Genomic DNA, 21,597 nt, shown 5'->3' on the forward strand with positions numbered 1-21,597 from the left:
GTCAGCCGCCGGACGAGTGCCCGCAGGGGCAAGCCCGAAACCGTACGGGAATCACCTGCCCTGCGTCGCCTTCTTGAAGACCTCGAAGACGGACAGGTAGTTCTGGTCGCCGTGACCGGCGGCGCGCGCCTGCTCGGCGAGCTCCTTCATCTGCCGGGGCTGGTCGGAGTGGACGCCCTGTTCCTGGCTGGTGCGGGCGATGTGTTCCAGCGCGTTCAGGTTCATGTCCAGGGTGCCGAGGTCGCCGGGATAGTGGGCCCGGTCCAGGTCGGGCGCCTGGGCGAGGAGCGTCGTGGGGTTCACGACTGCGGGCATGAACCAGCCGAGGGCGATCTCGGCGAAGTCCACCGCCGAGACGTTCGCCGAGCCGACCAGGGCCGTCGCATGGAGCCAGCCGTTCATGGTCGCGTACATCATTTCGAGCAGTGCCGTGTTGTGGAGGACCGCGAGGCCGGGGTCGGCGCCGAGGAAGCGGGGGTCGCCCAGACTCGCCAGCGCCGCCCGGTGCTTGTCGAAGACTTCCCGCGAACCGCTGTACAGGAAGACGGATTCGGGATGCCCGACGAGTGGCGGCGGCACCATGATCGCCCCGTCGAGGTACGCGAGGTCGTGGGCCTCGGCCCAGCTGACCGCCGCGTGAGCCTCCTTCGGCGTACCGGAGTTGAGGTTGACCAGGGTGCGGTGCGCCAGGGTGTCAGCGACCGGGTCGAAGATCCGGTACATGGCGTCGTAGTCCTTGAGGCACATCACCGTGACCGGGCTCGCGGACACCGCCTCGGCGAGGGTCGCCGCGCGGTGGGCCCCCTTGGCGACCAGGCCGTCGGCCTTCCCCGGAGTCCGGTTCCAGACCGTCAGGGGGTGTCCTTTGCCGAGGAGTGTCTCGGCGAGCGCCATGCCCATGGGGCCCAGGCCGACGACGGTAACGGGCGTGCTGAGGTGGGAATTTGAGCTCTGCGTTGTCATGAGCGGCACGTTAGGGTTTCACATCGGTGTGAGAGTCAACGAGTCACTGTGTGAGGGCGGTCACGTGCGCATAGGAGCCTTTTCCCGCAGGACCGGCGTCAGCCAGCGGCTGCTGCGCTACTACGAGGAACAGGGCCTGCTGGCACCGCGACGGCGGCCCAGCGGATACCGCGAGTACGAGGAAGGGGACGTCCGTACGGTGCAGAGCATCCGTACCCTCCTGGCCGCCGGCCTCAGCACCCGCACCATCGCCGAGCTGCTGCCCTGCACGGTCAACGACGGCCAGGTGCTGATGCCTGCCTGCTCCGGGATGCTCCCCGATCTGCACCGGGAGCGAGAGCGCATCGACCGCGCGATAGCGGATCTCGTAACCGCGCGCACCACGCTGGACACCGTCATTGCCGCTGCGCCGCCGTCCGGCGAGGACGTCGATGCGGATGCCTGCCTTGCTCCGGCTCTCGGGGAAGCCGTCACCCACTGAACCCGTCCCGCGGTCCGGTCGGCGCCGCGAGCCGGTCGGCTACCTGGGACCGATCTCGGCCTCGATCTGGGCGAGTTGAGCGGCGAGGATCTCCTCGAACGCGGCCTGTCGGTCCGCCCCGAGAGGGCGGACGTCGCGGGCGAAGTGGGCCAGGGCGGGGAAGCGTTCGGGGTCGGCGCCCAGTACGGCGACGCGGAACAGCTCCATGCCCTGTTCGTACTCCTCGGCGGTCATGATGCTGACCCCGGCCTCGGAGGCGATCAACGAGGCGATGAGCACGACGAGTCGGTGGTAGCGCGCCGGGATCTCCTCGTCGGGCAGCCCCGACTCCCGTAGCGCCTGCAGGACTTCCTCCATGACCAGCCGGGAACCGGCGCCGCCCGACGCGTAGCGCCCCCAGGCCGCGGCGAGTTGGGGCTGCTGCCCGAACGCCTCGCGCACCCGCAGCGCGAGGGCGGTGATGCGCTGCTTCCAGTCACCCTCGGGGCGGTAGCCGTCCATGGCGGCCACAAGGACCCGGTCCGCGACCGCCCGCAGCAGCTCCGTCTTGCTGCGGAAGTGCCGGTAGAGGCTGGAGGAGTCCGTCCCGAGCGTCGCGGCGAGCTTGCGCACGCTGAACGACTCGGCGTCGCTCGTGCGCAGCAGCTCCGCCGCCGCATCCAGGATCTCTTCGGTCGACCAGCGCCTGCGACCTGCCATTTCGCTCCTCTCTCCGGCCCTCAGCCTAACCTATGCACTTGCCGTTGCACGCACTGCGTGCATAATCGGGGCATCAGTGCGTGCCGGGGGCCCGCCCCGGGACTACGAGAGGACGCCTGCCGTGAGCCCTGCAGTGAGCAGCGAGTTGGATCCCGCACAGCTGAACGCCGCCCTGGAGAACGTCCACCAGGCCGGCATGCCCGGCCTGTTCGCCGAGGTGCGCGACGGCGACCAGGTCTGGCGCGGCGCCGCGGGCGTCGCCGACGTCACCACCGGCCGCCCCGTCACCGCCGACATGCGCCACCGCGTCGGCAGCGTCACCAAGCCCTTCACCGTCGCCGCGGTGCTGCAGCAGGCCGAGCGCGGCCGGATCGATCTGGACGCGCCGATCGGCACATACCTTCCCAAGCTGGTCCCCGGACCCCGCGGCGACGCGATCACGGTCCGGATGCTGATCAACCACACCAGCGGCCTCGCCGAGTACCTCCCGTACGCCTACCCCTCCCTCAAGGGGTTCCCGGTACCCGCGAAGACCGGGCCGCAGAGCCTGGACGACAGCCGGTTCACTCGGTTCGACCGCACCGAGCTGACCGCGATGGGCGTCGACGCACCTCCCGCCGGCGCCCCGGGCAGCACTCCCGGGGTGTACTCCAACACCAACTACCTGCTCCTGGCCGAACTCCTGGGAGAGGTGACCGGCACGACGGCCGAGCAGTGCATCACCGAGAACATCATCGAGCGCGCCGGGCTCCGCGACACCGAACTCCCCACCGGACCGCACATCGACGGACCGCACTCACAGATCTACGAGTCGTGGTTCGGGATGATCGACCCGCCGCGCGACTTCAGCGTCTACGACATGTCCTTCGTGGGACCGGCGGCCTCGCTGATATCGACCGTCGCGGACCTCAACCGCTTCTTCGGCATGCTGCTGGCCGGCGAGATCGTCAGCCCGTCGTCCCTCGCCCAGATGCAACACACCGTCCCGGTCGTCTCCCAGGAGGGCAAGCTCATCGAGTACGGCCTCGGCCTGTACCCGATGAAGTCGCCCGGCCGGCCCGCCTTCTGGGGCCACGGCGGCACGACCTGGGGCGCCGGCACCCTGGCCATGACCCGCGCCGACGGCGGGCGCCAACTGGCCGTCGCCGTGAACCTCCAGCGCTGGCACACCCTCGACTCCACGGGCAGGCCCCAGCCCCATCCCGTCGACGCCGCGCTGGAGGCGCTGTATCAGGTGGCGATGTACGGCTGACACGGGATCGCGTGTGCGAGCACGGCCGGCAGGCGCGGACGCGGCGTCCGGGCCGGGGGCGACGCGGACGGGCGGTCTCGACGGCCCGGTGTCCCTGACCGCGCAGGGCGCGCCCCATGACGTGACGACCGTCCGCGCGGCGCTCACGCATGCCTTCTCCGTCGAGGACACGGGGTCGGTGTCCGGGGACCAGGAACGCGAGAGCCAGTTCCGGCTCACTCCGCGCTGACGGCCGACCGCCGCTCCTCCCCAAGCAGCCGCCGCTGTCGGCCGGTTGCCTCGGTGCGATCGCCGCCAGGGTCTGACTGTGCGTCGCCCTCCCCCCTACGCTGAGCAGATGACCCGCTGCATACGGGCCCGCCGCGAGCGTGCCGCCGACGACCGGCAGGAGTGCCGATGACCCGAAGGAGCAGCAGGTCCGCCGACTTGCGGCTGCTGCCTCTCGGCGGGGAAGGGCCCGAACACGTCACCGGTGACGGCAGGGGCGGGCTCCTGACCGGTGTGGCGGACGGGCGCATCCTGTGCGTCGACCCCGCCACCGGCCGGGTGCGCGAGGTGGCCCACACCGGCGGACGCCCGCTGGGCCTGACGCTGCGGTCCGACGGCACGCTGCTCGTGTGCGACGCCGAGCGCGGGCTGCTGGCGGTCGACCTCGCCACGCGGACGGTACGCGTCCTGCTCACCGCCGCGCAGGGCGTCCCGCTGGGCCTGTGCAGCAACGTGGTGGAGGCCCGGGACGGGACCGTGTACGTGACCGATGCCAGTGCCCGCCACGGCCTGCCGGACTGGAAGCGCGACCTGCTGGAGCACATCGGCACCGGCCGGCTGATCCGCCTCTCCCCCGACGGTTCCGCCGAAGTCCTCCTCGACGGCCTCCAGTTCGCCAACGGCGTGGTCCTCACCGCGGACGAGTCGTACGCGGTGGTCGCCGAGACCGGCGCGTACCGCCTCGTCCGCGTCCGGCTCGACGGTGAGCGGGCCGGGGAGCACGACGTCCTGGCCGATGCGCTGCCCGGCTTCCCCGACAACCTCACGGTCGCGGACGACGGCCTGATCTGGGTCGCGCTCGCCGGACCGCGCGACCCGCTGGTCGAACTGCTGCACAGGGGCCCGGCGGCCCTGCGCCGGACGCTCGCGGCGCTGCCGCCGCGTCTGCTGCCGGGCCCGCGCCCTTCGGTCCGCGCACTCGCCCTCGCCCCGGACGGCCGCACGGTCCACGACGTCCGGCGGCGGCCCCGGGGCTTCCGCATCGCGACCAGCGCGTACCACGCCGGGGGACGGCTGTGGCTCGGCAGCCTGCGGGGCGGGGTGCTCGCGGCGACGGAGCTGCCACCGCCGCCCGCAAGGGAGACCGGGCCGGCCTGACCGACCCCGGACCGATCCCCGCCCGACCCCGGACCGACCCCGGTCCGAACCCCGACGCCCCCTTGCCGAGCAGGGATCACGCCTTGGCCCGCACCCCCCGCTCGATGCGCTCACCGATGGTCTTGTCGATGTTCGACCAGTACGCGAAGGCCCTCACCAGCACCGGTTCGCTCACCCCGTCGAGCAGGTGCCCGACGACGTTGTCCACGAGACGGTCGCGGGCGGCGTCGTCGAGGACCTCACGCACCAGGGTGCCCGGCTGCCCCCAGTCGTCGTCCTCGGCGTGCTCGACGTAGGCGGTGCGGGTGATGTCGCCGTCGGCGTACCAACTGGGCGGGGTGCCGTGGCGATCCGTGTCGGCCGCCGGGCCGCCCTTGGAGTTCGGCGCGTACACCGGGTCCTTGGTCTTGCGGTAGGCCATGGCGCCGTCTTTGGAGTAGGTGCGCACGGGCGCGACGGGGGCGTTGACCGGCAGCTGCTGGTAGTTGCCGCCGATGCGGTGGCGGTGCGCGTCGGCGTAGGAGAACAGCCGCGCCAGCAGCATCCGGTCGGGGCTCGGACCGATGCCAGGAACCAGGTTGTTCGGCTGGAACGCCGCCTGCTCGATCTCGGCGTGGTGGTCCGTCGGGTTGCGGTCCAGGGTCATCCTGCCGACCTCGACGAGCGGGTAGTCGGCGTGCGGCCACACCTTGGTCAGGTCGAACGGGTTGAAGCGGTAGGTGGCGGCATCGCCGTACGGCATGAGCTGCGCGAACAGCGTCCAGCTGGGGAAGTCGCCGTCGCGGATGTGCTCGAAGAGATCCCGGGTGTGGAAGTCGGTGTCCGCCGCGCACATCTGGTCGCCCTCGTGCTGGGTGAAGTACTCGATGCCCTGGTCGGTCTTGAAGTGGTACTTCACCCAGAACCGCTCGCCCTCGGCATTGATCCACATGTAGGTGTGCGAGGTGTAGCCATTCATGTGGCGCCAGGTACGCGGAATGCCGCGGTCCCCCATCAACCACGTGACCTGGTGCGCGGATTCGGGCGAGAGGGTCCAGAAGTCCCACTGCATGTCGTGATCGCGGAGGTTGTTGTCCGCCCGGCGCTTCTGGGACCGGATGAAGTGCTGGAACTTCATCGGGTCCTTCACGAAGAAGACCGGGGTGTTGTTCCCGACCATGTCGTAATTGCCCTCGGCGGTGTAGAACTTCACCGCGAAACCGCGTGGGTCACGCCAGGTGTCCGGGCTGCCGCGCTCCCCGGCGACGGTGGAGAACCGAGTCACCAGCTCGGTCCGGGTGCCCGGCTGGAAGAGCGCGGCCTTCGTGTAGGCACGGACGTCGCCCGTGACCTCGAAGTGACCGAAAGCGCCGCTGCCTTTGGCGTGCGGCTGCCGTTCGGGAATCCGTTCCCGGTTGAACTGCGCCATCTGCTCGATCAGATAGGAGTCCTGCAGCAGGATCGGCCCGCCGGCACCGACCGTGAGCGAGTGCTCATCGCTTTCGACCGGAACTCCGGCGTCCGTGGTGGTCGCTTCACCTGTGATGTCATTCATGGGCTGCGCACACCTTTCGATGGGTGTTTTCTCGCATACGGACGTACGGGTTTACGGGCATACGGGATAAACCGGCACTTAGTCCATCCTGCGGCTCCTTGCCCGACGCGGCCATTTGTCGGGGGGCGGGCCACGACCGGCCTGCGGGCATACGACGGGGCCGGGCCGCAGTGGCCACGGCCCGGCCCCGCCCCTCCCTCTGCCCTCACACGGCCGGCCGTCAGATCATGGGACGGCCGGGCGAGCCCGGAGCACCAGGAGTGCCCGGCGTACCCGGCGTACCCGGTGCGCCCGGCGTACCCGGTGTGCCCGGCGTACCCGGTGTGCCGTAATGCGAGCCGAGCTGCTCGTGATAGCCGGGGTCACCGAGGTGCTTTTCCTTGTCGAACTCCGGCGCGCCCTTGATCTCGGCCTTGGTCCGCGCCACGTGGATCGTCTCTGCCTCGACATCGATGCTCACGATGGTGCCCGCAGGCAGCAGGACCTCCTTGCCGAAGATCCACATGCCCGTGTCCACCACGATGTACTGCGAACCGACAGCGTTGGAATACTTGTCGACCTTGCCGATGTGCCCGTCGGTCGCCTCCACCCTGTACCCCGTCAGATCACAGGTCGGCGTGTGGCCGGCGCCGGCCGGGTAGTTCCACATGTTCTCGCTCATGGCGGTACCTCCGCCCATCAGCCGCTCCCGGTCAGGCGGTGCAGGGCTGCACCGTCCGTCCTGTCCGGCGGCCCCACCCGACTATCCGGAGAACCGACCCCTAAACAGACCGAGTCGGCCAGAGCCGGCGCCGAGTCGAGACCGGCGCAAGGTCGAGACGTATCGGCCCGGCTAGTGTTCCCGGCACACCAGTCGACAGCAGCAGCACCGGCCGCAAAAGGGATGAATCGTGACAGCGGTGACCGTGACCTCCTTGTTCCTCTCCTGCTTCGAGGCCATGCGGCGCGGGGAGTTGATCCACCGCAGAAGCAGGCGGGACAAGGAGTTCCACTTTCAGGACTGGGTGGGCGATCGTCTCGACCAGACGGGCTTCGGCTGGGAAGAGACGAAGAGGAACAAGTATCCGGACTACGTCGTCACCGATCACCTCGAGGGTTACGAGGTGAAGGGGCTCGAAGATCCGGGCCGACAGGCCGATTTCGACTGCAACAGCCAGCTCGCGACGGGTGTGCACGACGGACGGTCCATCTACTACGTCTTCGGCAGATATCCCAAGAGGCCCGAGGGAGATGAATTCCCCGTTCTCGATCTCGTCGTCTGTCATGGCGATTTCTTGAATGCCCACCACGACTACGAGCACAAGAACGACAGCTTTCGCGACTTCGGCTCCTACGGAGACATATTGGTGCGCGACCGCAAGATGTACGTCGCGCCAACTCCCTATGCGCTGGCGGACGGTCTGGTCGGAAACTGCACGCTGATCGCGCCCGAGAATGAGGAGCTCGACGAGCTCGACGCCCTGCAGTCGGTCGGCCGTCTGGTGCGGACCGATGCTGATAGAATCGCGGCGAAATACACCTTCGACTTCGACGACAACACGCTGCGCACGGAACTCGTAGAGAATCCAACAGCCGGGACCGCACGCAGCTTTGTGGCGTACAGGGCAGCAGGAGATCCAGCTGGCGCAGTTGTCATGAAGCCCGCCAGGCGAACCCCTCGCAAGTACTCAACCGGATGAGATCGATGAATAACCCGAGCGCCGACGACCTGGCCCTCTTCGATACGGAGTCCCAGTCTCACTCGCGCGTTCCGGCCTCGTCCGCACTTGAGTCCTCCTTCCCTGCGGTGGAACTCAGCAAGATTGCTGAGAACGAGTCGTGGCGCAAGGAAGTCCACCGCCCCGCGACCAGTACGCACAAGTGGTGGGCCAAGCGCCTGGGCAGTGTCTTTCGCGGCATTCTCGCCGCCGCCGTCACCGAGGCGGAGGGCGATGCTCTGCGTACCTACAGCAGTGCCGTCACCCTTCCCGGTGTGGTCGTCTTCGACCCCTTCGCGGGGTCCGGCACGACCGTTGTCGAAGCGGTGAAAATGGGCGCATCGGCGATCGGTTCGGACATCAATCCGGTCGCGACGCTCGTTCAGCGTCAGGCCGTGCAGCGGTGGGATCCCGCTGAATTGCGGGGCGCCTTCAAGGCCGTCGAGACCAGGTGCCGGGACGAGATCGACCGCGTCCACCGCACCGAAAGCGGAGAGACGGTCCTCTACTACTTCTGGGTCACGGCGGCACACTGCCCGCAATGCGACGCCAGGATCCGCCTCTTTTCCAGTCATGTGTACTCGCAGCACGCCTACCCGAAGCGAGTTCCCGAAGCCCAACTGGTCTGCCCTGAATGCCTGGATGTACAGACCGGCCGCTATGACTTCGATGCGGCGACGTGCCGCAATGGGCATCGCTTCGGCAAGGAAGGCGCCGTCAGCCGCAGTCAGGTCACCTGCCCCGGAGGCCATACGTCCAAGGTGCTCGATGCCCTGAAGGGGAGAGTTCCCGAGCGGGAGATGTTCGCGAAACTCGTTCTGGGCAACGACGGCAAGAAGCGGTACGAGCCCGTCGACGCGTTCGACAGGGCCCTGTACGCGGAGTGCGCGGACCTCCTCGCCACCGCCGAGCAGGAACTGGTGCTGCCGACCGGCCGGCTCGACCTCGGGGAGAACACGCGCCAGGCCATGCGGTGGGGGTTCACCGAGTGGCGCCAGTTCTTCAACGACCGGCAGCTCTACTCGCTGGGGCTCCTCGGCGCCGCGATCCGTGACCTGGACGTGGGCGAGGCCGAGCGGGAGGCGCTGGTCGCCCTGTTCTCCGGGACCCTCGAATTCAACAACATGTTCTGTTCCTTCAAGGGCGAAGGAACAGGAGCCGTCCGGCACATGTTCAGCCATCACATCCTGAAGCCCGAACGCACACCGCTGGAAGCCCACCCGTGGGGAACGCCCGCCTCGTCCGGCTCCTTCTCCACGTTGTTCCGTAGCCGCGTCCTCCGCGCCCACGACTACAAGAGCACCCCCTTCGACCAAGTGCTGGTCGACGGGCGCGTGCAGAGAGCGACGGGGTTGTCGGTTCCGTTCGACGGGCAACTCGTGGACGGCTGGCCCGAGAGCGGGCTCACAAAAGGCCACGACGTCTACATCCGAAACGGCGATTCATCCCGGACGGACATCCCTTCCGAATCCGTCGACCTCGTCATCACCGACCCCCCCTACATGGACAACGTCCACTACTCGGAACTCGCCGACTTCTTCCACGCCTGGCTCACCGGCATGAAGCCCTTCCCCGGCTACCCCGCCGAAGGGACGACCAGAAACACGGAGGAAGTGCAGAGCGCCGACCCGCCGCAGTTCAGGGACGCGATCTCGCGGGTCTGGAAGGAATGCGAACGGGTCCTGAAACCGGGCGGGTTGCTGGCCTTCACATATCACCAGGCGCGGCTCTCCGGCTGGGTGAGCATCGTGGAGGCCCTCGCCGACGCCGGTCTCGCCGTCACGGCCATCCAGCCGATCAAGGGCGAGATGAGCACCAGCGTCACGAAGGGCGGCAAGGAACCGTCGAACCTGGACTCCATCATCGTGTGCAGGAAGCGGGCCGAAGTCCCCTCCGGCGACAGCTCACCGGAAGCCGCGGCCCTGCGGGGCGAGCGGCTCCTCGGCGAACTGCGGGACGCCGGTGTTCAGGTGGGCGTCGGCGACGTCAAGTCCGTGATCCGGGGGCAGGTGCTGGCGCTGCACACGCTCGGCCGGAGCGGAGACAGAGACGGATACGGGGACGGGGACGGGGACGGGGGTATTTCCGGTCTCGCGGAGCTGGCGGATTCCCTCGCGGAAGCGAGCGTCACCAGGCTGTGCCGCGCGCCATGAGGGCTTCCGTGGTGCGCCTCAGGTCGTTGATGAAGAGGCGGGCGAGGTCCGGGGTGAAGCCCGTACGCAGGACCAGGCGCAGCACGGCGATGTGCTCGCAGTTCGCGGGGAAGGCGTAGGCGGGGAGCTGCCAGCCCCGGGCGCGCATGGCGTCCGAGACGTCGAAGACCGTGAAGTCGCCGGCGCCGGGAGCGGCGGGGCCGGCGGGGGCGAGTCGGAACGCCAGGGCGGGGAGTTCGGAGCCGTCGGTGATCAGCTCGTACGGGCCGAGGCGTTCGATCTCCAGGGCGAGGGAGCGGGCGGTGCGGCGGCTCTCGGCCGCGAGGCGCCGCAGGCCCGCGAAGCCGTACCGCAGAAAGCTGTAGTACTGCGCGACGACGTGCGACCCGGGCCGGGAGAAGTTGAGCGAGAAGGTGGGCGAACTGCCGCCCAGATAGTCGACGTTGAGGACGAGGTCGTCCGGGAGCGCGGCGCCGTCGCGCCACAGGGCCCAGCCGATACCGGGGAAGACATGGCCGTACTTGTGCCCCGAGGTGTTGATGGACGCGACGCGCGGGAGCTGGAAGTCCCAGCGCAGGTCCGGGTCGAGGAACGGCGCGACCAGGGCGCCCGAGGCCCCGTCCACGTGGACGGGGATGTCCGTTCCGGTGGCGGACTGGTGCCCGTCGAGGACCGCGCAGATCTCGGCGACCGGCTCGTAGGAGCCGTCGAACGTCGACCCGAGCACGGCGACGACGCCGATGGTGTTGTCGTCGCAGTAGGCGGTGAGGCCGTCGGCGGTCAGGTGGTGGCGGCCGGGCTCCATCGGGACGCAACGGGGCTCGACCTCGAAGTAGTTGGCGAACTTCTTCCAGCAGACCTGGACGTTCGCGCCCATCACGATGTTCGGCCGGGCCGTGTCCTTGCCCGCCGCGCGGCGGCGCGCCTGCCAGCGGCGCTTGAGGGCGAGCCCGCCGAGCATGGCCGCCTCGCTGGACCCGGTGGTGGAGCAGCCCCGCACGAGCTCGGGGCGCGGGGCGTGCCAGAGCCGCCCCAGCATCCGTACGCACCGCTCTTCCATGGCCGTGATCCGCGGGTACTCGGCCCGGTCCGCGAGGTTCTTCTCGGCCGTCTCCTGCATGAGCTGCCGGGCCTGCGGCTCCATCCACGTGGTGACGAACGTGGCGAGGTTCAGGCGTGCGTTGCCGTCCAGCATCAGCTCGTCGCGCACCCTGCGGCAGGCGTCGTCGGGCGACATCTCGGTGGCCGGGAGCTCGGTGGGGGTCCGCTCGACGACCAGGAGTTCGGCCTCGGACTGCGGCTCGGGCAGGGGCGGTCGGGCGGGAGAGACGGAAGGGGTGGGAGAAGCGGTAGGCAGAGGGCCGGCGATCAGGGAGTCGAACTCGGCGTCCGGGCGGACGTCGGTATCCGGGAGGGACATGGGGACCTTTCTGGTTCGGTCACGCACTCGCGTACAACCAGACGCTAGAGAGGCCAGGGGTCGGGCATCGCTGAGAATTGCCCCGATCTAGTGACCGATTTGCTCAACGATGAGATGAATTTTCCGGAAGCGAATCCTGATCATGAAGTCCGTATGACCTCATGCACCCACCGCACGCACCTCAGGGGTTCGCGAGCAGCCGGTCAAGGGCCCGGCGCGTGCGCACCGCGGCCACGTCGGGGGCGCCCAGAAGCTGGATCTCCTGGTTCAGGGCCAGATAGACGCCGACGATCTCGTACGCGATCTGCTCCGGCTCGGTCCCCGCAGGCAGCTCCCCCGCCGCGACAGCGGTGCGCACCTCGCCCGTCAGGCGCCGCCGCCAGAGCCTGACGAGGCGCGCCACCGCGTCCCGCAGCACCCCGTGCCGGGCGTCGAACTCGACGGCCGCCGTCGTGAACAGGCAGCCACCGGGGAAGACTTCGCGCTCCGCCTCCAGATACGAGAACCATGCCTCGCAGACCGCGCGCAGCCGCAGCAGACCGGGCCGTTCATGCTGCGCGCCCTCCCACACCACCCTGGAGAAGATCGCGGACGCCCCCTCGAGGGCGGCGAGTTGAAGGGCTTCCTTGGTGCCGAAGTGCCCGAGGATCCCGGCCTTGCTCATGCCGAGGTCGGTGGCGAGCCGCCCGATGGTCAGGCCCTCGAGTCCGTCGACCGAGGCGAGCGAGATGGCGCGGTCCACGATGCGCTCCCGCGTCCTGCGGGCCTCTGCGACGGACTTGCGGGGACTCATGTCGCCCATCGTAGCCAACGGCCCCCCATTTAACTTCCGACCGATCGGTTGCTATATTCCGGGCGTCGCAAGCCAGACCCTTCGCTTCGCCTCTCTCAGGAGTGCCTCATGTCCGGATCCCGCATCGCCGCCCTGGGCCACTACCAGCCCACCCGCGTCCTCACCAATGACGACCTGGCCGGCATGGTCGACACCAGCGACGAGTGGATCCGCCGCAGGACCGGGATCGCCACCCGCCGCATCGCCGCCCCCGACGAGTCGGTGACCGACATGGCGGCCGCCGCCGCGGGCAAGGCCCTCTCCGCCTCCGGCCTCCGGCCGTCCGACATCGGCATGGTCACGGTCGCGACCTGCACCGCCATCGACCGCTGCCCCTCCACCGCCGCCCAGGTCGCGGGCCGCCTCGGCATCCCGGCCGCCGTCGCCTACGACCTCAACAACGGCTGCGCCGGGTTCACCACCGCGCTCGCGGGCGCCGACCACGCCGTACGGGCCGGGGCCGCCCGGCACGCCCTCGTCATCGGCGCCGAGAAGATGTCCGACGTCACCGACTACACCGACCGCAGCACCTGCGTCCTCCTCGGCGACGGTGCGGGCGCGGCCGTCGTCAGCGCCCATGAGACGGCGGGCATCGGCCCGGTGGCCTGGGGTTCGGACCCCACTCGGGGCAGCGCCGTGCGCCTGCTCGACGACTGGCACCCGCACTTCGCGCAGGACGGCCAGACCGTCTTCCGCTGGGCCACCACCGCGCTGCCCGCCATAGCGCGCGACGCCTGCGACCGGGCCGGAATCGCCCTCACCGACCTCGCGGGCGTCGTCACCCACCAGGCCAATCTGCGGATCATCGAGGCCATCACCCGCGCGCTGGACCTCCCTGCCGACACGGTCGTCGCCACCGACGTCGTCGACTCCGGCAACACATCCGCCGCGTCGGTCCCGCTGGCCCTGTCCAAACTGACCGAACGCCGCACGGTCCCCGCAGGCGCCCCGGTACTGCTCCTCGCCTTCGGCGGCGGCCTGTCCTGGGCGGGCCAGGTCATCACCTGCCCCTGATTCCCCGCCAGGCACTGGAGCAAATCCGGGCAGAAGGAGCAGAGTTCAGCGCATTGCCCACTCGAACTCGCATGACGATCGACTGCGCGGCACGTTCCCTGCCCTTCCCGGACCACGAAGCCCGCTGAAGGGGCGCCCCATGTCGTTCACGGACTGGTTCGACCGGGGCTGCGTGGATTGGCCTGCCTGGTAAATGCGGTGGGCCTGAAGAAACGCAACACCTGTGCCGGTTAAGGCTGTTCTGCCGGGGCGATGGTATGAATTCCCACTCCGTGGTTAGATGGGACTTCCCCTCAGCCGCAGCAAACACAGGGAAGCACCGTGGCGCAAAAAATCGTTACCCTCTACATCGACGACCTCACCGGTGAGGAGTCCGAAGAGGCCGCAACGCACACGTTTTCTGTCGACGGCGTGGCCTACGAGATCGACCTCGGACCGGACAGCTACGAGCAGATGCTCGGCGCGTTCGGACCCTTTATCAAGGCCGCCCGTAAGACCGGGCGTACGAAGGGCCAGGGGGCGAAGCGCCAGTCCGCGACGGGCAGTAACAGCTCCGACACTGCGGCGATCCGCGCCTGGGCGAAGGACAACGGCTTCGAGGTCAATGACCGCGGCCGAGTCCCCGCGTCGATCCGTGAGGCTTACGAGAAGGCCAAGTCCTAGTAGACGAGCGCCGTTCTGATGCCCCCTCTCCATCTGGTGAGGGGGCATCGTGCTGCCGTGACTCGGACCGTCTGCACGGGCTGGTGCGTCCGCCTTTCTTTCTGAGAGATTGCTTTCTTCACGTCCTGGCCATGCTGCCGTATGTTCGAAAAGCGAAGAAGAGGACGCTGTTCTCTCCCTCGCTGCTTCATCGCCTCGCCGCCGCGCCGCTTCGCCGCCTCGCGGGAGGGGGCGCCTCAAGGTCGGGGCGCTCAGGGCCGGTCTGCTTGCTGTTGATCGTTCTCGGTGTTTGCGATTGCCGCTGTGCTCGCATTCGCACTCGGGGAACGTCTCCCTCCCCGCCGGGGAAAACCATGATGGGTCGCTCCTGCCCGAGTGTTACGTTCGAGGGGCCGGCCGCGGGACTTCGGTGCGACTTCCGACTCTTGCCTGTACAGCAATGCATTCGCAGTTCGTGCCCCCATTCCCCGGCCGGCGCCCACTCACCGACGGGGACACCATGGAGACGCACGCCGACCTGATCGCCGCCGAGGACGTGCTGCAGTTCGTGAACGCGGCCATCACCTCGAGCGGCCAGCGCGAGTTCCGCTCGGACGCGGCCGAGCAGCACATGTCCCTGGACTTCCTGCACGAGTACGTGCGCGTCAACTACCGCGAGCTGTACGCCGCGACCCTCGCCCTCGACATCAACGACCACAACGCCGCCCGGATCGTCGAGCGGCTCCTGGTCACCGCGAGCGAGGTCGGCGCCGGGCAGCGTCCCGCCGAGGGGCGGCTCATCGCCGCCCGGCTCGCCGCTCTGCCGCCGCAGCGCGTGTACCGGCTCTTCGGCGCGGTGCGCCGGGCGGGCGTCAACAACCGACGCACCCGCGCGATCATGCGCGACTGGATCGCGGCACGGCCCGATGCGGGCTTCGACGCCGTGAAGTACCGGAGCGGATTCAAGGCCGTGGCCCGGCATGTGCATCTGCCCTTCGACCGCGACCGCGACGGAGACAGCAAGGGCAGCGGTGATACGGGCTCCGCCGACAGCGGGCACCCCGCCGAACTCGGCGACTTCCTCTTCGCGCCGCACGCCCGCGTCCGCTACGACCACCCGCTCCTCGACACCTTCCGCCGCGCCCACTACGAGCAGGGCGCCCTCTACCAGCTGCCGTTCACGGTCGCCGAAGGGTTCGCCACCAGGCACGGCATCCCGCGCAAGGTGTTCCTGGAGCGGATCGCGCCGCGGATGACCCGCCTTGAGCGGCTGCGGCTGCAGGGTTCGGCGCAGGCCCACAAGGCCGAGGTGGCCGTGGACCTGGGCGCCATGCCGCTGACCCGGCTCGCCTCGTACGTCCTGTCGCTGGACCTGGACACTCGGGCCGCGCGACGCGGGGAGCTCACGGACGCTCTGCGGGCTGCCGCACGCCGCGTCGCCGGGCCGTACGCCGGGACATGGGGGCGGGTCGCGGCGGTCCTCGACGACAGCTTCTCGGCCTCGGGCTCCGGGCAGAAGCGCCGCCGCCCGCTGGCCGTCGCCCTCGCCTGCCACTTCCTGCTCGCCGAACTGGCCGAACGGGATGAGCGGGATGAACTGGCAACGGAATACGTGCCGTTGTGGGCCTCGGGCCGCACCGACCCGCTGCTCGCCTACCCGTACGGGCCGACCCCGCTCGGCATGCGCGTCCTGGACGCCCTCGACCACTCCCCCGACCGCCTGGTGATCGTCTCGGACGGCTGGGACAACGCGCCGCCCGGCCTGGCCGGTGAAGTGCTGAGGGTGTGGCGCACGCGGCTCGACCCCGACCGCCGTACCAGCGTCGTCCACCTCAACCCCGTATACGACGCTGCCGACTTCGACGTGCGCCGTCTCGCCCCGAGCGTGCCCACGGCCGGGGTCCGGGACGCGGAGGACCTGCCCGCGCTCGTGGAGCTCGCGCAGTTCGCGGAGGGGCGGACGGGGTTCGCGGAGCTGCGGGCCTACATGGACGACCGCGTGGCCGCCTTCACCGGCGCCGACCACGCCCAGACCACCGACACAGAGACCAACAGCACGCAGAGCGCCGACGCACGGACCGTCAGCACCTCCTCCGCAGAGAAGACCACGTCATGAACCGGCTCGACCTCACCGGACTCGCCACCCGCCCCGCCCAGGTGTGGGGCGGCATCCGCCTGGTGCCGCTGGTCCGCGAGGAGCCGATCACCGATCTGCGGCTGCGCCGCGAGCTGTTCGAGGACGCGCTCCTCGCCGTGGAGGCGGGCCGCGGGACCGTCTACACCTCGTACGTCCCGCACGGCTTCGTGGCCGACTGGGCGCGCGACGGCCGGTGGCAGGCGGCGTACGGCACCCAGCTGTGCCGGGACTACGACACCCCCGACGACGAGCCCGTGCACGCCGTCCCGCTGCGCCGCCTGGTCCAGCGCGCCGGCGCCCAGCGCCTCCGCTTCCTCCCGCTCCACCTGGCCATGGACGGCTACCTCGCCCTCCACTTCGGCGGCCCCTCCGTCCTGTGGGACGAGTGGTCGCAGCGGGCGCTGCGCCGGGGTCTGTCGCCGCGCGCCGAGATGGCGTACGCGGGCGCGGCCGTCGAGGGCCTCGACGACGCCCTGCGGATCTTCGAGATCCACCCGGGGCAGTGCGGCGTCATGGTGTACGCCGCCGACGCGCTCGCCGCCGCGTTCGTGGTGCCGCACCCCGACGACTACCGCGCCCTGCACGCCTCGCTGCTGCAGGACATGTACGGGGAGCTGGTGTACCAGCACGCGTACTACGGGCAGCCGGTGCCCGAGTTCACCGCGAGGATCACCGATGAAGGGCGGATCCGGTCGCTCGCGGACCTGCGCGCGGCCGCCCGCGGGCAGGAGCACGCCTGGGCCGAGGCGCATGACACGCAGATGGCGAACGGACTGCTCGACGAGGCGTACGAGTTCCGTCAGCTGCGGCGCATGGGCGGGTACCGGCTCGTGCGGTTCCTGCCGCCCTTCGAGCGGCAGCGCGAGCAGCACATCGGCGAGGCGATCACCGATCTCAAGGGCCGGGTCGCGTACCTGAAGACGATCCGCCTCGGCGAGAACCAGATCCGCCGCGGCCACCTGCTCTCCCAACTGTCGCGGCACGACTGGAACTTGGAGAACACCGCGGCCACGCTCGGGGCGTCCCCCGTGGAGCTGGTGCGCCGGATCCGGGCGGCCGGTTTCGACGGGCTGCTGAAGCGGCATGTGGTGGAGTCGGCTCAGCGGGGGCGTTGGGGCGACTGAGGGGCCGGGGAGACCGAGGAGAACGAGGCGGCCGCAATTCCCCAGTCGAGTGCCCCAGACCCACACTTGTCCCCCTCACGCACCCCCAGGAGCAGCCTTCCTGCGGGACGGGCGGCGGTGCGCGCTCGTCGACTTCGAGCGGGGCACGGCAGGGCCGAGCGGCTCATGAGAGGGGTCTTCGCGTGAGCGACGAGTCCCGGCCTCCACCCCACGCCCCCTGCCGGTACCGGCTGATCGCGGACGTGGTCCAGGTCCTGCTCCGCCCGAACGGCTTCGCCCTGTGCGTCCGCAGGACCGCCACATCCCCCGTCGCCCCGCTGCAACTCACCCTCGTGGGCGGCCACTTGGAACCAGGAGAGCCCCTGGACCAGGCGGCCCGAAGGGAGGCCCGCGAGGAGACCGGCGTCCACGTCGACGCGTCCCACCAGGAGTTCCGCGGTCTCGTGCACTACAACGACCCCCTCGGCGAGGACCGGATCACCGAGGGACCCTCGTATCTGGCGCTGAACTGGCCCTCCTGCGACGAGGAGGGCGTGTCGTGAAAGGAACCGTCCCGTTGGGATACACACAGCAGCACGAGTGGCACGAGCACTACAGCAGCGGCAAGGGCTTCCGCCCGCTCGTCGCGTCCGAACGCGCCCTGCTGGCCCGGACGGTGCGCCCGGACGGGCACCCGGCCCGGCACCCGGACGGCAGCGGTGCGGCTACCGCTCTCGACGTCGGCTGCGGGCTCGGCGAACTGGCCGTCTTCCTCCGGGACTTGGGGTATGCGGTCGATGCGGTGGACTACGCGGAGTCGGCGATCGAGGCCGCCGCGGCGGGGGCCGGTAGGGCGGGGGCGAGTGCAGCGGGGGCCGGTACGGCGAAGGCCAGTGCGGGCGACGGCTCCGCGACCGAGAGCGACACCGACACCGACACCGACACCGAGATCGCCGCGGGTGACGCCGACGCCGCCCGCGGCGCCCTTCGCTTCCTGCACCACGACATCGAGCGCGACGACCTCGCGGTCCTCCCCCACACCTCGTACGACCTGATCACCTTCCGGCTCTCGTACGCCTTCCTCCATGACCGCGTCCGCCTCATGCACCGCCTGCGCGAGCTGCTGAAGCCGGGCGGCACCGTCTGCGTCCTCACTCCGGTCGCCGACTCCGTGCCCGAGCACCGGCGGGACATCGCGCTCGACGAGGCGGAGATCACCGCGCTGGCCACCGGCTGGGAGACGGTGGAGCGGCACGACGCCGACGGCCTCGCGCTCCTGCTGCTGCGCGGCCCCTCGCCCGCGGCGGTCACCTACTCCAGCAAGGGACGGCCCACCCCGCACGCGCTCACCGGGGCTGGCGTCGTCGTCACGGACGCGGCGGGGCGGGTGCTGCTGGGCTGGTCGGTCGCCCGTGACGTGTGGGAGCTGCCCGGCGGGAAGAACGATGCGGACGAGGCGTTCGCGGTGACGGCGGTCAGGGAGCTGGAGGAAGAGACCGGTCTGCGGGCCGGGGCCGAGGACGCGCGGGTGCTCGGCATCCTCATGGACTCCGTCCACGGCATTCCCCGGGTGACCGCCGCCGTGCACGTCACCGCCTTCTCCGGCGAACCCCGGGTCAGGGAGCCGGACTTGATCCGGCGCTGGGAGTGGCACGAGGTGCGCGACCTTCCCCTCCTCGGCCAGTCCCTGTTCACACCGAGCGCGCATGTGCTCGACACGGTGTGGCCGGGGGTGCTGCCGGACTTGCCGGGCGTGCACCGGTACCAGGTCACGCAGCCGATCTCGCAGGAAGAGAGGGGGAGTTGAGCGACTCGTCCACCAATGAGGACAGCTGGGCCCACTACGGCCGGGCCCAGCTCGACCGCGGCTGCCTTCCGCCCGTCGTGCGTGACCAGCTTGCCGTGTCCGCGTCAGCCGCAACCTGCCTGCGCATGTACCAGGATCGGGTTTCTGACCACAACCGCCACGAAGAGGCAAGCCGCATGAACATGAACCAGCAGCAGCCCACCGCCCCCACTCCCGCCCCTGTCCCCTATCTCGACGCCGAGACGCTGACCCGTCTCGCCCCCATGTCCTCGGCGATCGAAGCGGTGGAAGCCGTCCTCAAGGGCGGCCTCGATCCGGAGGCGGAGCCCGCGCGCGGTGTCGTCGACGTGCCCGGTGGGCAGCTCCTGCTGATGCCGTCGTCCACCGCCTCGTACACGGGCGTGAAGGTCGCCAGCGTCACCCCAGGCAACCCCGGGCGCCAACTCCCCCGCATCCAGGGCCTGTACGTCCTCCTCGACGGCGTGACCCACACGCCCCTCGCCCTGCTCGACGCCATCGCCCTGACCTCGCTGCGCACCCCTGCCGTGTCCGGCGCGGCGATCGGACACCTCGCCGTCCCCGACGCCCGCCGCCTCCTCGTCTTCGGCACGGGGCCGCAGGCGTGGGGGCATGTCGAGGCCGTACGGGCCGTGCGGCCGAGCGTGGAGCGCGTGGACGTGGTCGGGCGGAACACCGCCCGCGTGGACGCCTTCGTCGAGCGGTGCCGGGCCGCGGGCCTGGCGGCCTCCCCCGCGTCCCCGGCGGACGTCGCCCACGCCGACGTGGTCTGCTGCTGCACCACGGCCCGCGCACCCCTCTTCGACAGTTCCCTGCTGCCCGACCACGCCACCGTCGCCGCGGTCGGCTCCCACGAACCGGACGCCCGTGAAGTGGATGAACACCTGGTGGGGCGGGCGTTGGTGGTCGCGGAGTCGCATGCCGTCGCGATGCGGGAGTGCGGTGACATCGTGCTGGCCGTGGGTGCGGGGGCCTTTGACGCCGCGCACGTGAAGACGTTGGACGCTCTGGTGCGTGGTGAGGTCGAAGTCCCGCACGGGCGGCCGCGGTTGTTCAAGTCCGCGGGGATGGCCTGGGAAGACCTCGCCGTGGCGGCGGCTGCCTACGAGGGGTGGGCCGCCTGAGCAGCTGAGAGCGACAGAGAGCGGCAGAGAGCGGCTGAGCAACCGCGCCGCCGAGCAACCGCCTCCCCTCACACCACCCGCACCTCATGCCGCACCACCGCGTCGAACAGATACCCCTGCGTGTTGTGCACCGTCGTGAGCGGCTGCCTGCGCCCCCTGGCGTCCGTCGCGCGGGCCAGCAGGCGGGTGGGACCCGAAGCCCCCGCCCCTGGGCGCCAACTCGCCGACCAGCGCGTCCAGTTGGCGGAGCGCGGCGTGTCGTGGAGGCGGGCCCGGCGCCACGTCGCACCGGAGTCCGTGCTCACGTCCACTCGGGCGATGGGGGCCGCGCCCGACCAGGAGCGGCCCGTGAGGCGGTGTGTCGTGCCCGCCCGCAGCTCCGCGTTCCAGGGGAGTTCGAAGGCCGACTTGAGGGTCTGGCGGGTGAGCGGGGCGCTCCCCTCCGCCGGGTAGGCGTCGCCGAAGAGGCGGTAGAAATCCGTGTTCCAGGGGGAGGACAGGGGCGCCGTGGACACCTCTATGTCGCCCAGCCACTTGATCGACGCTATGCCGATCCAGGATGGGACGATCAGGCGGACCGGGTGGCCGTGGTCCGGCGGCAGCGGGGCGCCGTTCATCTCGTACGCCACGATCACGTCGTCCATGGCCTTGGCCAGCGGGAGCGGGCGGCGGACCCGGCCGAGGTTGGCGCCGTCCGCGGTGACGTAGTCGGCGTCCAGGCCGCGCGGGAGGAGGTCCACCGCCCGCCTGGACACGCCGGCCAGGCGCAGGACGTCGGCCAGACGTGCGCCGCGCCAGCGGGCCGCGCCGATCGCGCCGAGGGTCCACGCCGTTCCCGCCACCTCCTCGCCCTGCTGCGTCGCGAAGAAGCTGCGCGCGTTGCCCGCGCACTCCACGACGGCCGCACGCGTCACCGACGGGAGCCGCTTGAGGTCGGCGAGGGTGAACTCCCTCGGGCCGGACGTCAGTCCGTCGCCCCACACCGTGAGCCGCCACGTCTCGGCGTCCAGGACGGGAGTCGTGGTGTGGTTGCGGACGAAGAAGTGCGAGACCGGGGTCAGGCGGCCCGTGCCCGCCAGGGACTCGAACTTCGTCTCGGCGTTCGTTCCCCGGACCGTGAAGCGGTCCGAGGGGAGCGGCTTGATGATGCCCGGTCCTGCTGCTCCTGCTGCTTCTGCTACTCCTGCTGCGGCGGCTGGGGCTGCTGCTCCTGCTGCGGCAGCCGGAGCCGCGCCCAGCGCCGTGGGCAGCGTCACCGCCGCCCCCGCCACCGCGCCCGCCGCCGCGGCCAGCCGCAGCACGTCCCTTCGGGAGGAGCCGCCAGGCGCGTCGGACTGATCCTGATCCTGAGTCTGA

20 protein-coding genes are annotated in these 21,597 nt (G+C 70.3%); 13 read left to right on the forward strand and 7 right to left on the reverse strand.

Going from position 1 to position 21,597, the window contains the following annotated elements:
• Positions 1 to 51: 51 nt before the first annotated feature.
• On the reverse strand, positions 52 to 963 hold the full coding sequence (locus ACFWYM_RS01505) for an NAD(P)-dependent oxidoreductase (protein WP_384828683.1): 912 nt from the start codon (positions 961 to 963) through the stop codon (positions 52 to 54).
• A 64-nt stretch (positions 964 to 1,027) separates the two neighbouring features.
• Here ACFWYM_RS01505 and ACFWYM_RS01510 point away from each other — a divergent pair, with 64 nt between their 5' ends.
• Positions 1,028 to 1,444, forward strand: a complete 417-nt coding sequence (locus ACFWYM_RS01510) for a MerR family transcriptional regulator (protein WP_384828685.1) — start codon at positions 1,028 to 1,030, stop codon at positions 1,442 to 1,444.
• Positions 1,445 to 1,483: 39 nt separating this feature from the next.
• Here the strand turns inward: ACFWYM_RS01510 and ACFWYM_RS01515 are convergent, their stop codons facing one another.
• On the reverse strand, positions 1,484 to 2,143 hold the full coding sequence (locus tag ACFWYM_RS01515) for a TetR/AcrR family transcriptional regulator (RefSeq protein WP_384828687.1): 660 nt from the start codon (positions 2,141 to 2,143) through the stop codon (positions 1,484 to 1,486).
• Between the two features lie 133 nt (positions 2,144 to 2,276).
• Between ACFWYM_RS01515 and ACFWYM_RS01520 the strand changes: the two genes are divergently transcribed.
• The 3 genes from ACFWYM_RS01520 (at position 2,277) to ACFWYM_RS01530 (ending at position 4,760) form a co-directional block, all read left to right on the forward strand.
• Positions 2,277 to 3,395, forward strand: coding sequence for a serine hydrolase domain-containing protein (locus ACFWYM_RS01520; protein WP_384828833.1), 1,119 nt, complete (start codon positions 2,277 to 2,279; stop codon positions 3,393 to 3,395).
• Between the two features lie 13 nt (positions 3,396 to 3,408).
• Positions 3,409 to 3,624, forward strand: coding sequence for a hypothetical protein (locus ACFWYM_RS01525; RefSeq protein ID WP_384828689.1), 216 nt, complete (start codon positions 3,409 to 3,411; stop codon positions 3,622 to 3,624).
• A 167-nt stretch (positions 3,625 to 3,791) separates the two neighbouring features.
• Positions 3,792 to 4,760 carry an SMP-30/gluconolactonase/LRE family protein gene (locus tag ACFWYM_RS01530; protein ID WP_384828691.1) on the forward strand — a complete coding sequence of 323 codons (969 nt, stop codon included), beginning with the start codon at positions 3,792 to 3,794 and terminating at the stop codon, positions 4,758 to 4,760.
• A gap of 76 nt (positions 4,761 to 4,836) precedes the next feature.
• Here the strand turns inward: ACFWYM_RS01530 and ACFWYM_RS01535 are convergent, their stop codons facing one another.
• A complete protein-coding gene (locus ACFWYM_RS01535; protein WP_384828693.1) occupies positions 4,837 to 6,294 on the reverse strand; it encodes a catalase in 1,458 nt (485 codons plus the stop codon).
• A gap of 220 nt (positions 6,295 to 6,514) precedes the next feature.
• Positions 6,515 to 6,955: a PRC-barrel domain containing protein gene (locus ACFWYM_RS01540; protein WP_384828695.1), complete on the reverse strand. Its 441-nt coding sequence runs from the start codon at positions 6,953 to 6,955 to the stop codon at positions 6,515 to 6,517.
• 229 nt (positions 6,956 to 7,184) lie between these two features.
• Between ACFWYM_RS01540 and ACFWYM_RS01545 the strand changes: the two genes are divergently transcribed.
• Positions 7,185 to 7,973 carry a hypothetical protein gene (locus ACFWYM_RS01545; protein WP_384828697.1) on the forward strand — a complete coding sequence of 263 codons (789 nt, stop codon included), beginning with the start codon at positions 7,185 to 7,187 and terminating at the stop codon, positions 7,971 to 7,973.
• On the forward strand, positions 7,970 to 10,144 hold the full coding sequence (locus ACFWYM_RS01550; RefSeq protein WP_384828699.1) for a DNA methyltransferase: 2,175 nt from the start codon (positions 7,970 to 7,972) through the stop codon (positions 10,142 to 10,144). The genes ACFWYM_RS01545 and ACFWYM_RS01550 overlap by 4 nt, the downstream gene beginning before the upstream one ends.
• Here the strand turns inward: ACFWYM_RS01550 and ACFWYM_RS01555 are convergent.
• Positions 10,119 to 11,564 (reverse strand): glutamate decarboxylase, encoded by a 1,446-nt coding sequence (locus ACFWYM_RS01555; RefSeq protein ID WP_384828701.1) that lies wholly within the window; start codon positions 11,562 to 11,564, stop codon positions 10,119 to 10,121. The genes ACFWYM_RS01550 and ACFWYM_RS01555 overlap by 26 nt on opposite strands.
• A 181-nt stretch (positions 11,565 to 11,745) precedes the next feature.
• Positions 11,746 to 12,357 carry a TetR/AcrR family transcriptional regulator gene (locus ACFWYM_RS01560; RefSeq protein ID WP_384828703.1) on the reverse strand — a complete coding sequence of 204 codons (612 nt, stop codon included), beginning with the start codon at positions 12,355 to 12,357 and terminating at the stop codon, positions 11,746 to 11,748.
• Positions 12,358 to 12,465: 108 nt separating this feature from the next.
• Between ACFWYM_RS01560 and ACFWYM_RS01565 the strand changes: the two genes are divergently transcribed.
• From ACFWYM_RS01565 to ACFWYM_RS01595, 7 genes are all read left to right on the forward strand, one after another.
• Positions 12,466 to 13,410, forward strand: coding sequence for a beta-ketoacyl-ACP synthase III (locus tag ACFWYM_RS01565; RefSeq protein WP_384828705.1), 945 nt, complete (start codon positions 12,466 to 12,468; stop codon positions 13,408 to 13,410).
• Positions 13,411 to 13,731: 321 nt separating this feature from the next.
• The gene (locus tag ACFWYM_RS01570) at positions 13,732 to 14,073 is read left to right on the forward strand and encodes an Lsr2 family protein (protein WP_384828707.1); all 342 of its coding nucleotides are present in this window, start codon (positions 13,732 to 13,734) and stop codon (positions 14,071 to 14,073) included.
• A 499-nt stretch (positions 14,074 to 14,572) separates the two neighbouring features.
• Positions 14,573 to 16,168: a hypothetical protein gene (locus tag ACFWYM_RS01575; RefSeq protein ID WP_384828709.1), complete on the forward strand. Its 1,596-nt coding sequence runs from the start codon at positions 14,573 to 14,575 to the stop codon at positions 16,166 to 16,168.
• Complete coding sequence (locus ACFWYM_RS01580) at positions 16,165 to 17,313, forward strand: hypothetical protein (RefSeq protein WP_384828711.1); 1,149 nt, start codon at positions 16,165 to 16,167, stop codon at positions 17,311 to 17,313. The genes ACFWYM_RS01575 and ACFWYM_RS01580 overlap by 4 nt, the downstream gene beginning before the upstream one ends.
• Positions 17,314 to 17,495: 182 nt before the next feature.
• The gene (locus tag ACFWYM_RS01585; protein WP_384828712.1) at positions 17,496 to 17,855 is read left to right on the forward strand and encodes an NUDIX hydrolase; all 360 of its coding nucleotides are present in this window, start codon (positions 17,496 to 17,498) and stop codon (positions 17,853 to 17,855) included.
• A 14-nt stretch (positions 17,856 to 17,869) separates the two neighbouring features.
• A complete protein-coding gene (locus ACFWYM_RS01590; protein WP_384828714.1) occupies positions 17,870 to 19,099 on the forward strand; it encodes an NUDIX domain-containing protein in 1,230 nt (409 codons plus the stop codon).
• A gap of 176 nt (positions 19,100 to 19,275) precedes the next feature.
• Complete coding sequence (locus ACFWYM_RS01595; RefSeq protein WP_384828716.1) at positions 19,276 to 20,241, forward strand: ornithine cyclodeaminase family protein; 966 nt, start codon at positions 19,276 to 19,278, stop codon at positions 20,239 to 20,241.
• Between the two features lie 68 nt (positions 20,242 to 20,309).
• Here the strand turns inward: ACFWYM_RS01595 and ACFWYM_RS01600 are convergent, their stop codons facing one another.
• Positions 20,310 to 21,542: a sulfite oxidase gene (locus ACFWYM_RS01600; RefSeq protein ID WP_384828718.1), complete on the reverse strand. Its 1,233-nt coding sequence runs from the start codon at positions 21,540 to 21,542 to the stop codon at positions 20,310 to 20,312.
• Positions 21,543 to 21,597 lie beyond the last annotated feature (55 nt).

Source organism: Streptomyces sp. NPDC059009, assembly GCF_042740175.1.
Lineage (GTDB): Bacteria > Actinomycetota > Actinomycetes > Streptomycetales > Streptomycetaceae > Streptomyces.

Coding starts and splice junctions, on each gene's coding strand:
- ACFWYM_RS01505 (WP_384828683.1), bottom strand. CDS start 963: ATGACAACGCAGAGCTCAAATTCCCACCTCAGCACGCCCGTTACCGTC.
- ACFWYM_RS01515 (WP_384828687.1), bottom strand. CDS start 2,143: ATGGCAGGTCGCAGGCGCTGGTCGACCGAAGAGATCCTGGATGCGGCG.
- ACFWYM_RS01530 (WP_384828691.1), top strand. CDS start 3,792: ATGACCCGAAGGAGCAGCAGGTCCGCCGACTTGCGGCTGCTGCCTCTC.
- ACFWYM_RS01535 (WP_384828693.1), bottom strand. CDS start 6,294: ATGAATGACATCACAGGTGAAGCGACCACCACGGACGCCGGAGTTCCG.
- ACFWYM_RS01540 (WP_384828695.1), bottom strand. CDS start 6,955: ATGAGCGAGAACATGTGGAACTACCCGGCCGGCGCCGGCCACACGCCG.
- ACFWYM_RS01550 (WP_384828699.1), top strand. CDS start 7,970: ATGAGATCGATGAATAACCCGAGCGCCGACGACCTGGCCCTCTTCGAT.
- ACFWYM_RS01555 (WP_384828701.1), bottom strand. CDS start 11,564: ATGTCCCTCCCGGATACCGACGTCCGCCCGGACGCCGAGTTCGACTCC.
- ACFWYM_RS01560 (WP_384828703.1), bottom strand. CDS start 12,357: ATGAGTCCCCGCAAGTCCGTCGCAGAGGCCCGCAGGACGCGGGAGCGC.
- ACFWYM_RS01565 (WP_384828705.1), top strand. CDS start 12,466: ATGTCCGGATCCCGCATCGCCGCCCTGGGCCACTACCAGCCCACCCGC.
- ACFWYM_RS01575 (WP_384828709.1), top strand. CDS start 14,573: ATGGAGACGCACGCCGACCTGATCGCCGCCGAGGACGTGCTGCAGTTC.
- ACFWYM_RS01580 (WP_384828711.1), top strand. CDS start 16,165: ATGAACCGGCTCGACCTCACCGGACTCGCCACCCGCCCCGCCCAGGTG.
- ACFWYM_RS01595 (WP_384828716.1), top strand. CDS start 19,276: ATGAACATGAACCAGCAGCAGCCCACCGCCCCCACTCCCGCCCCTGTC.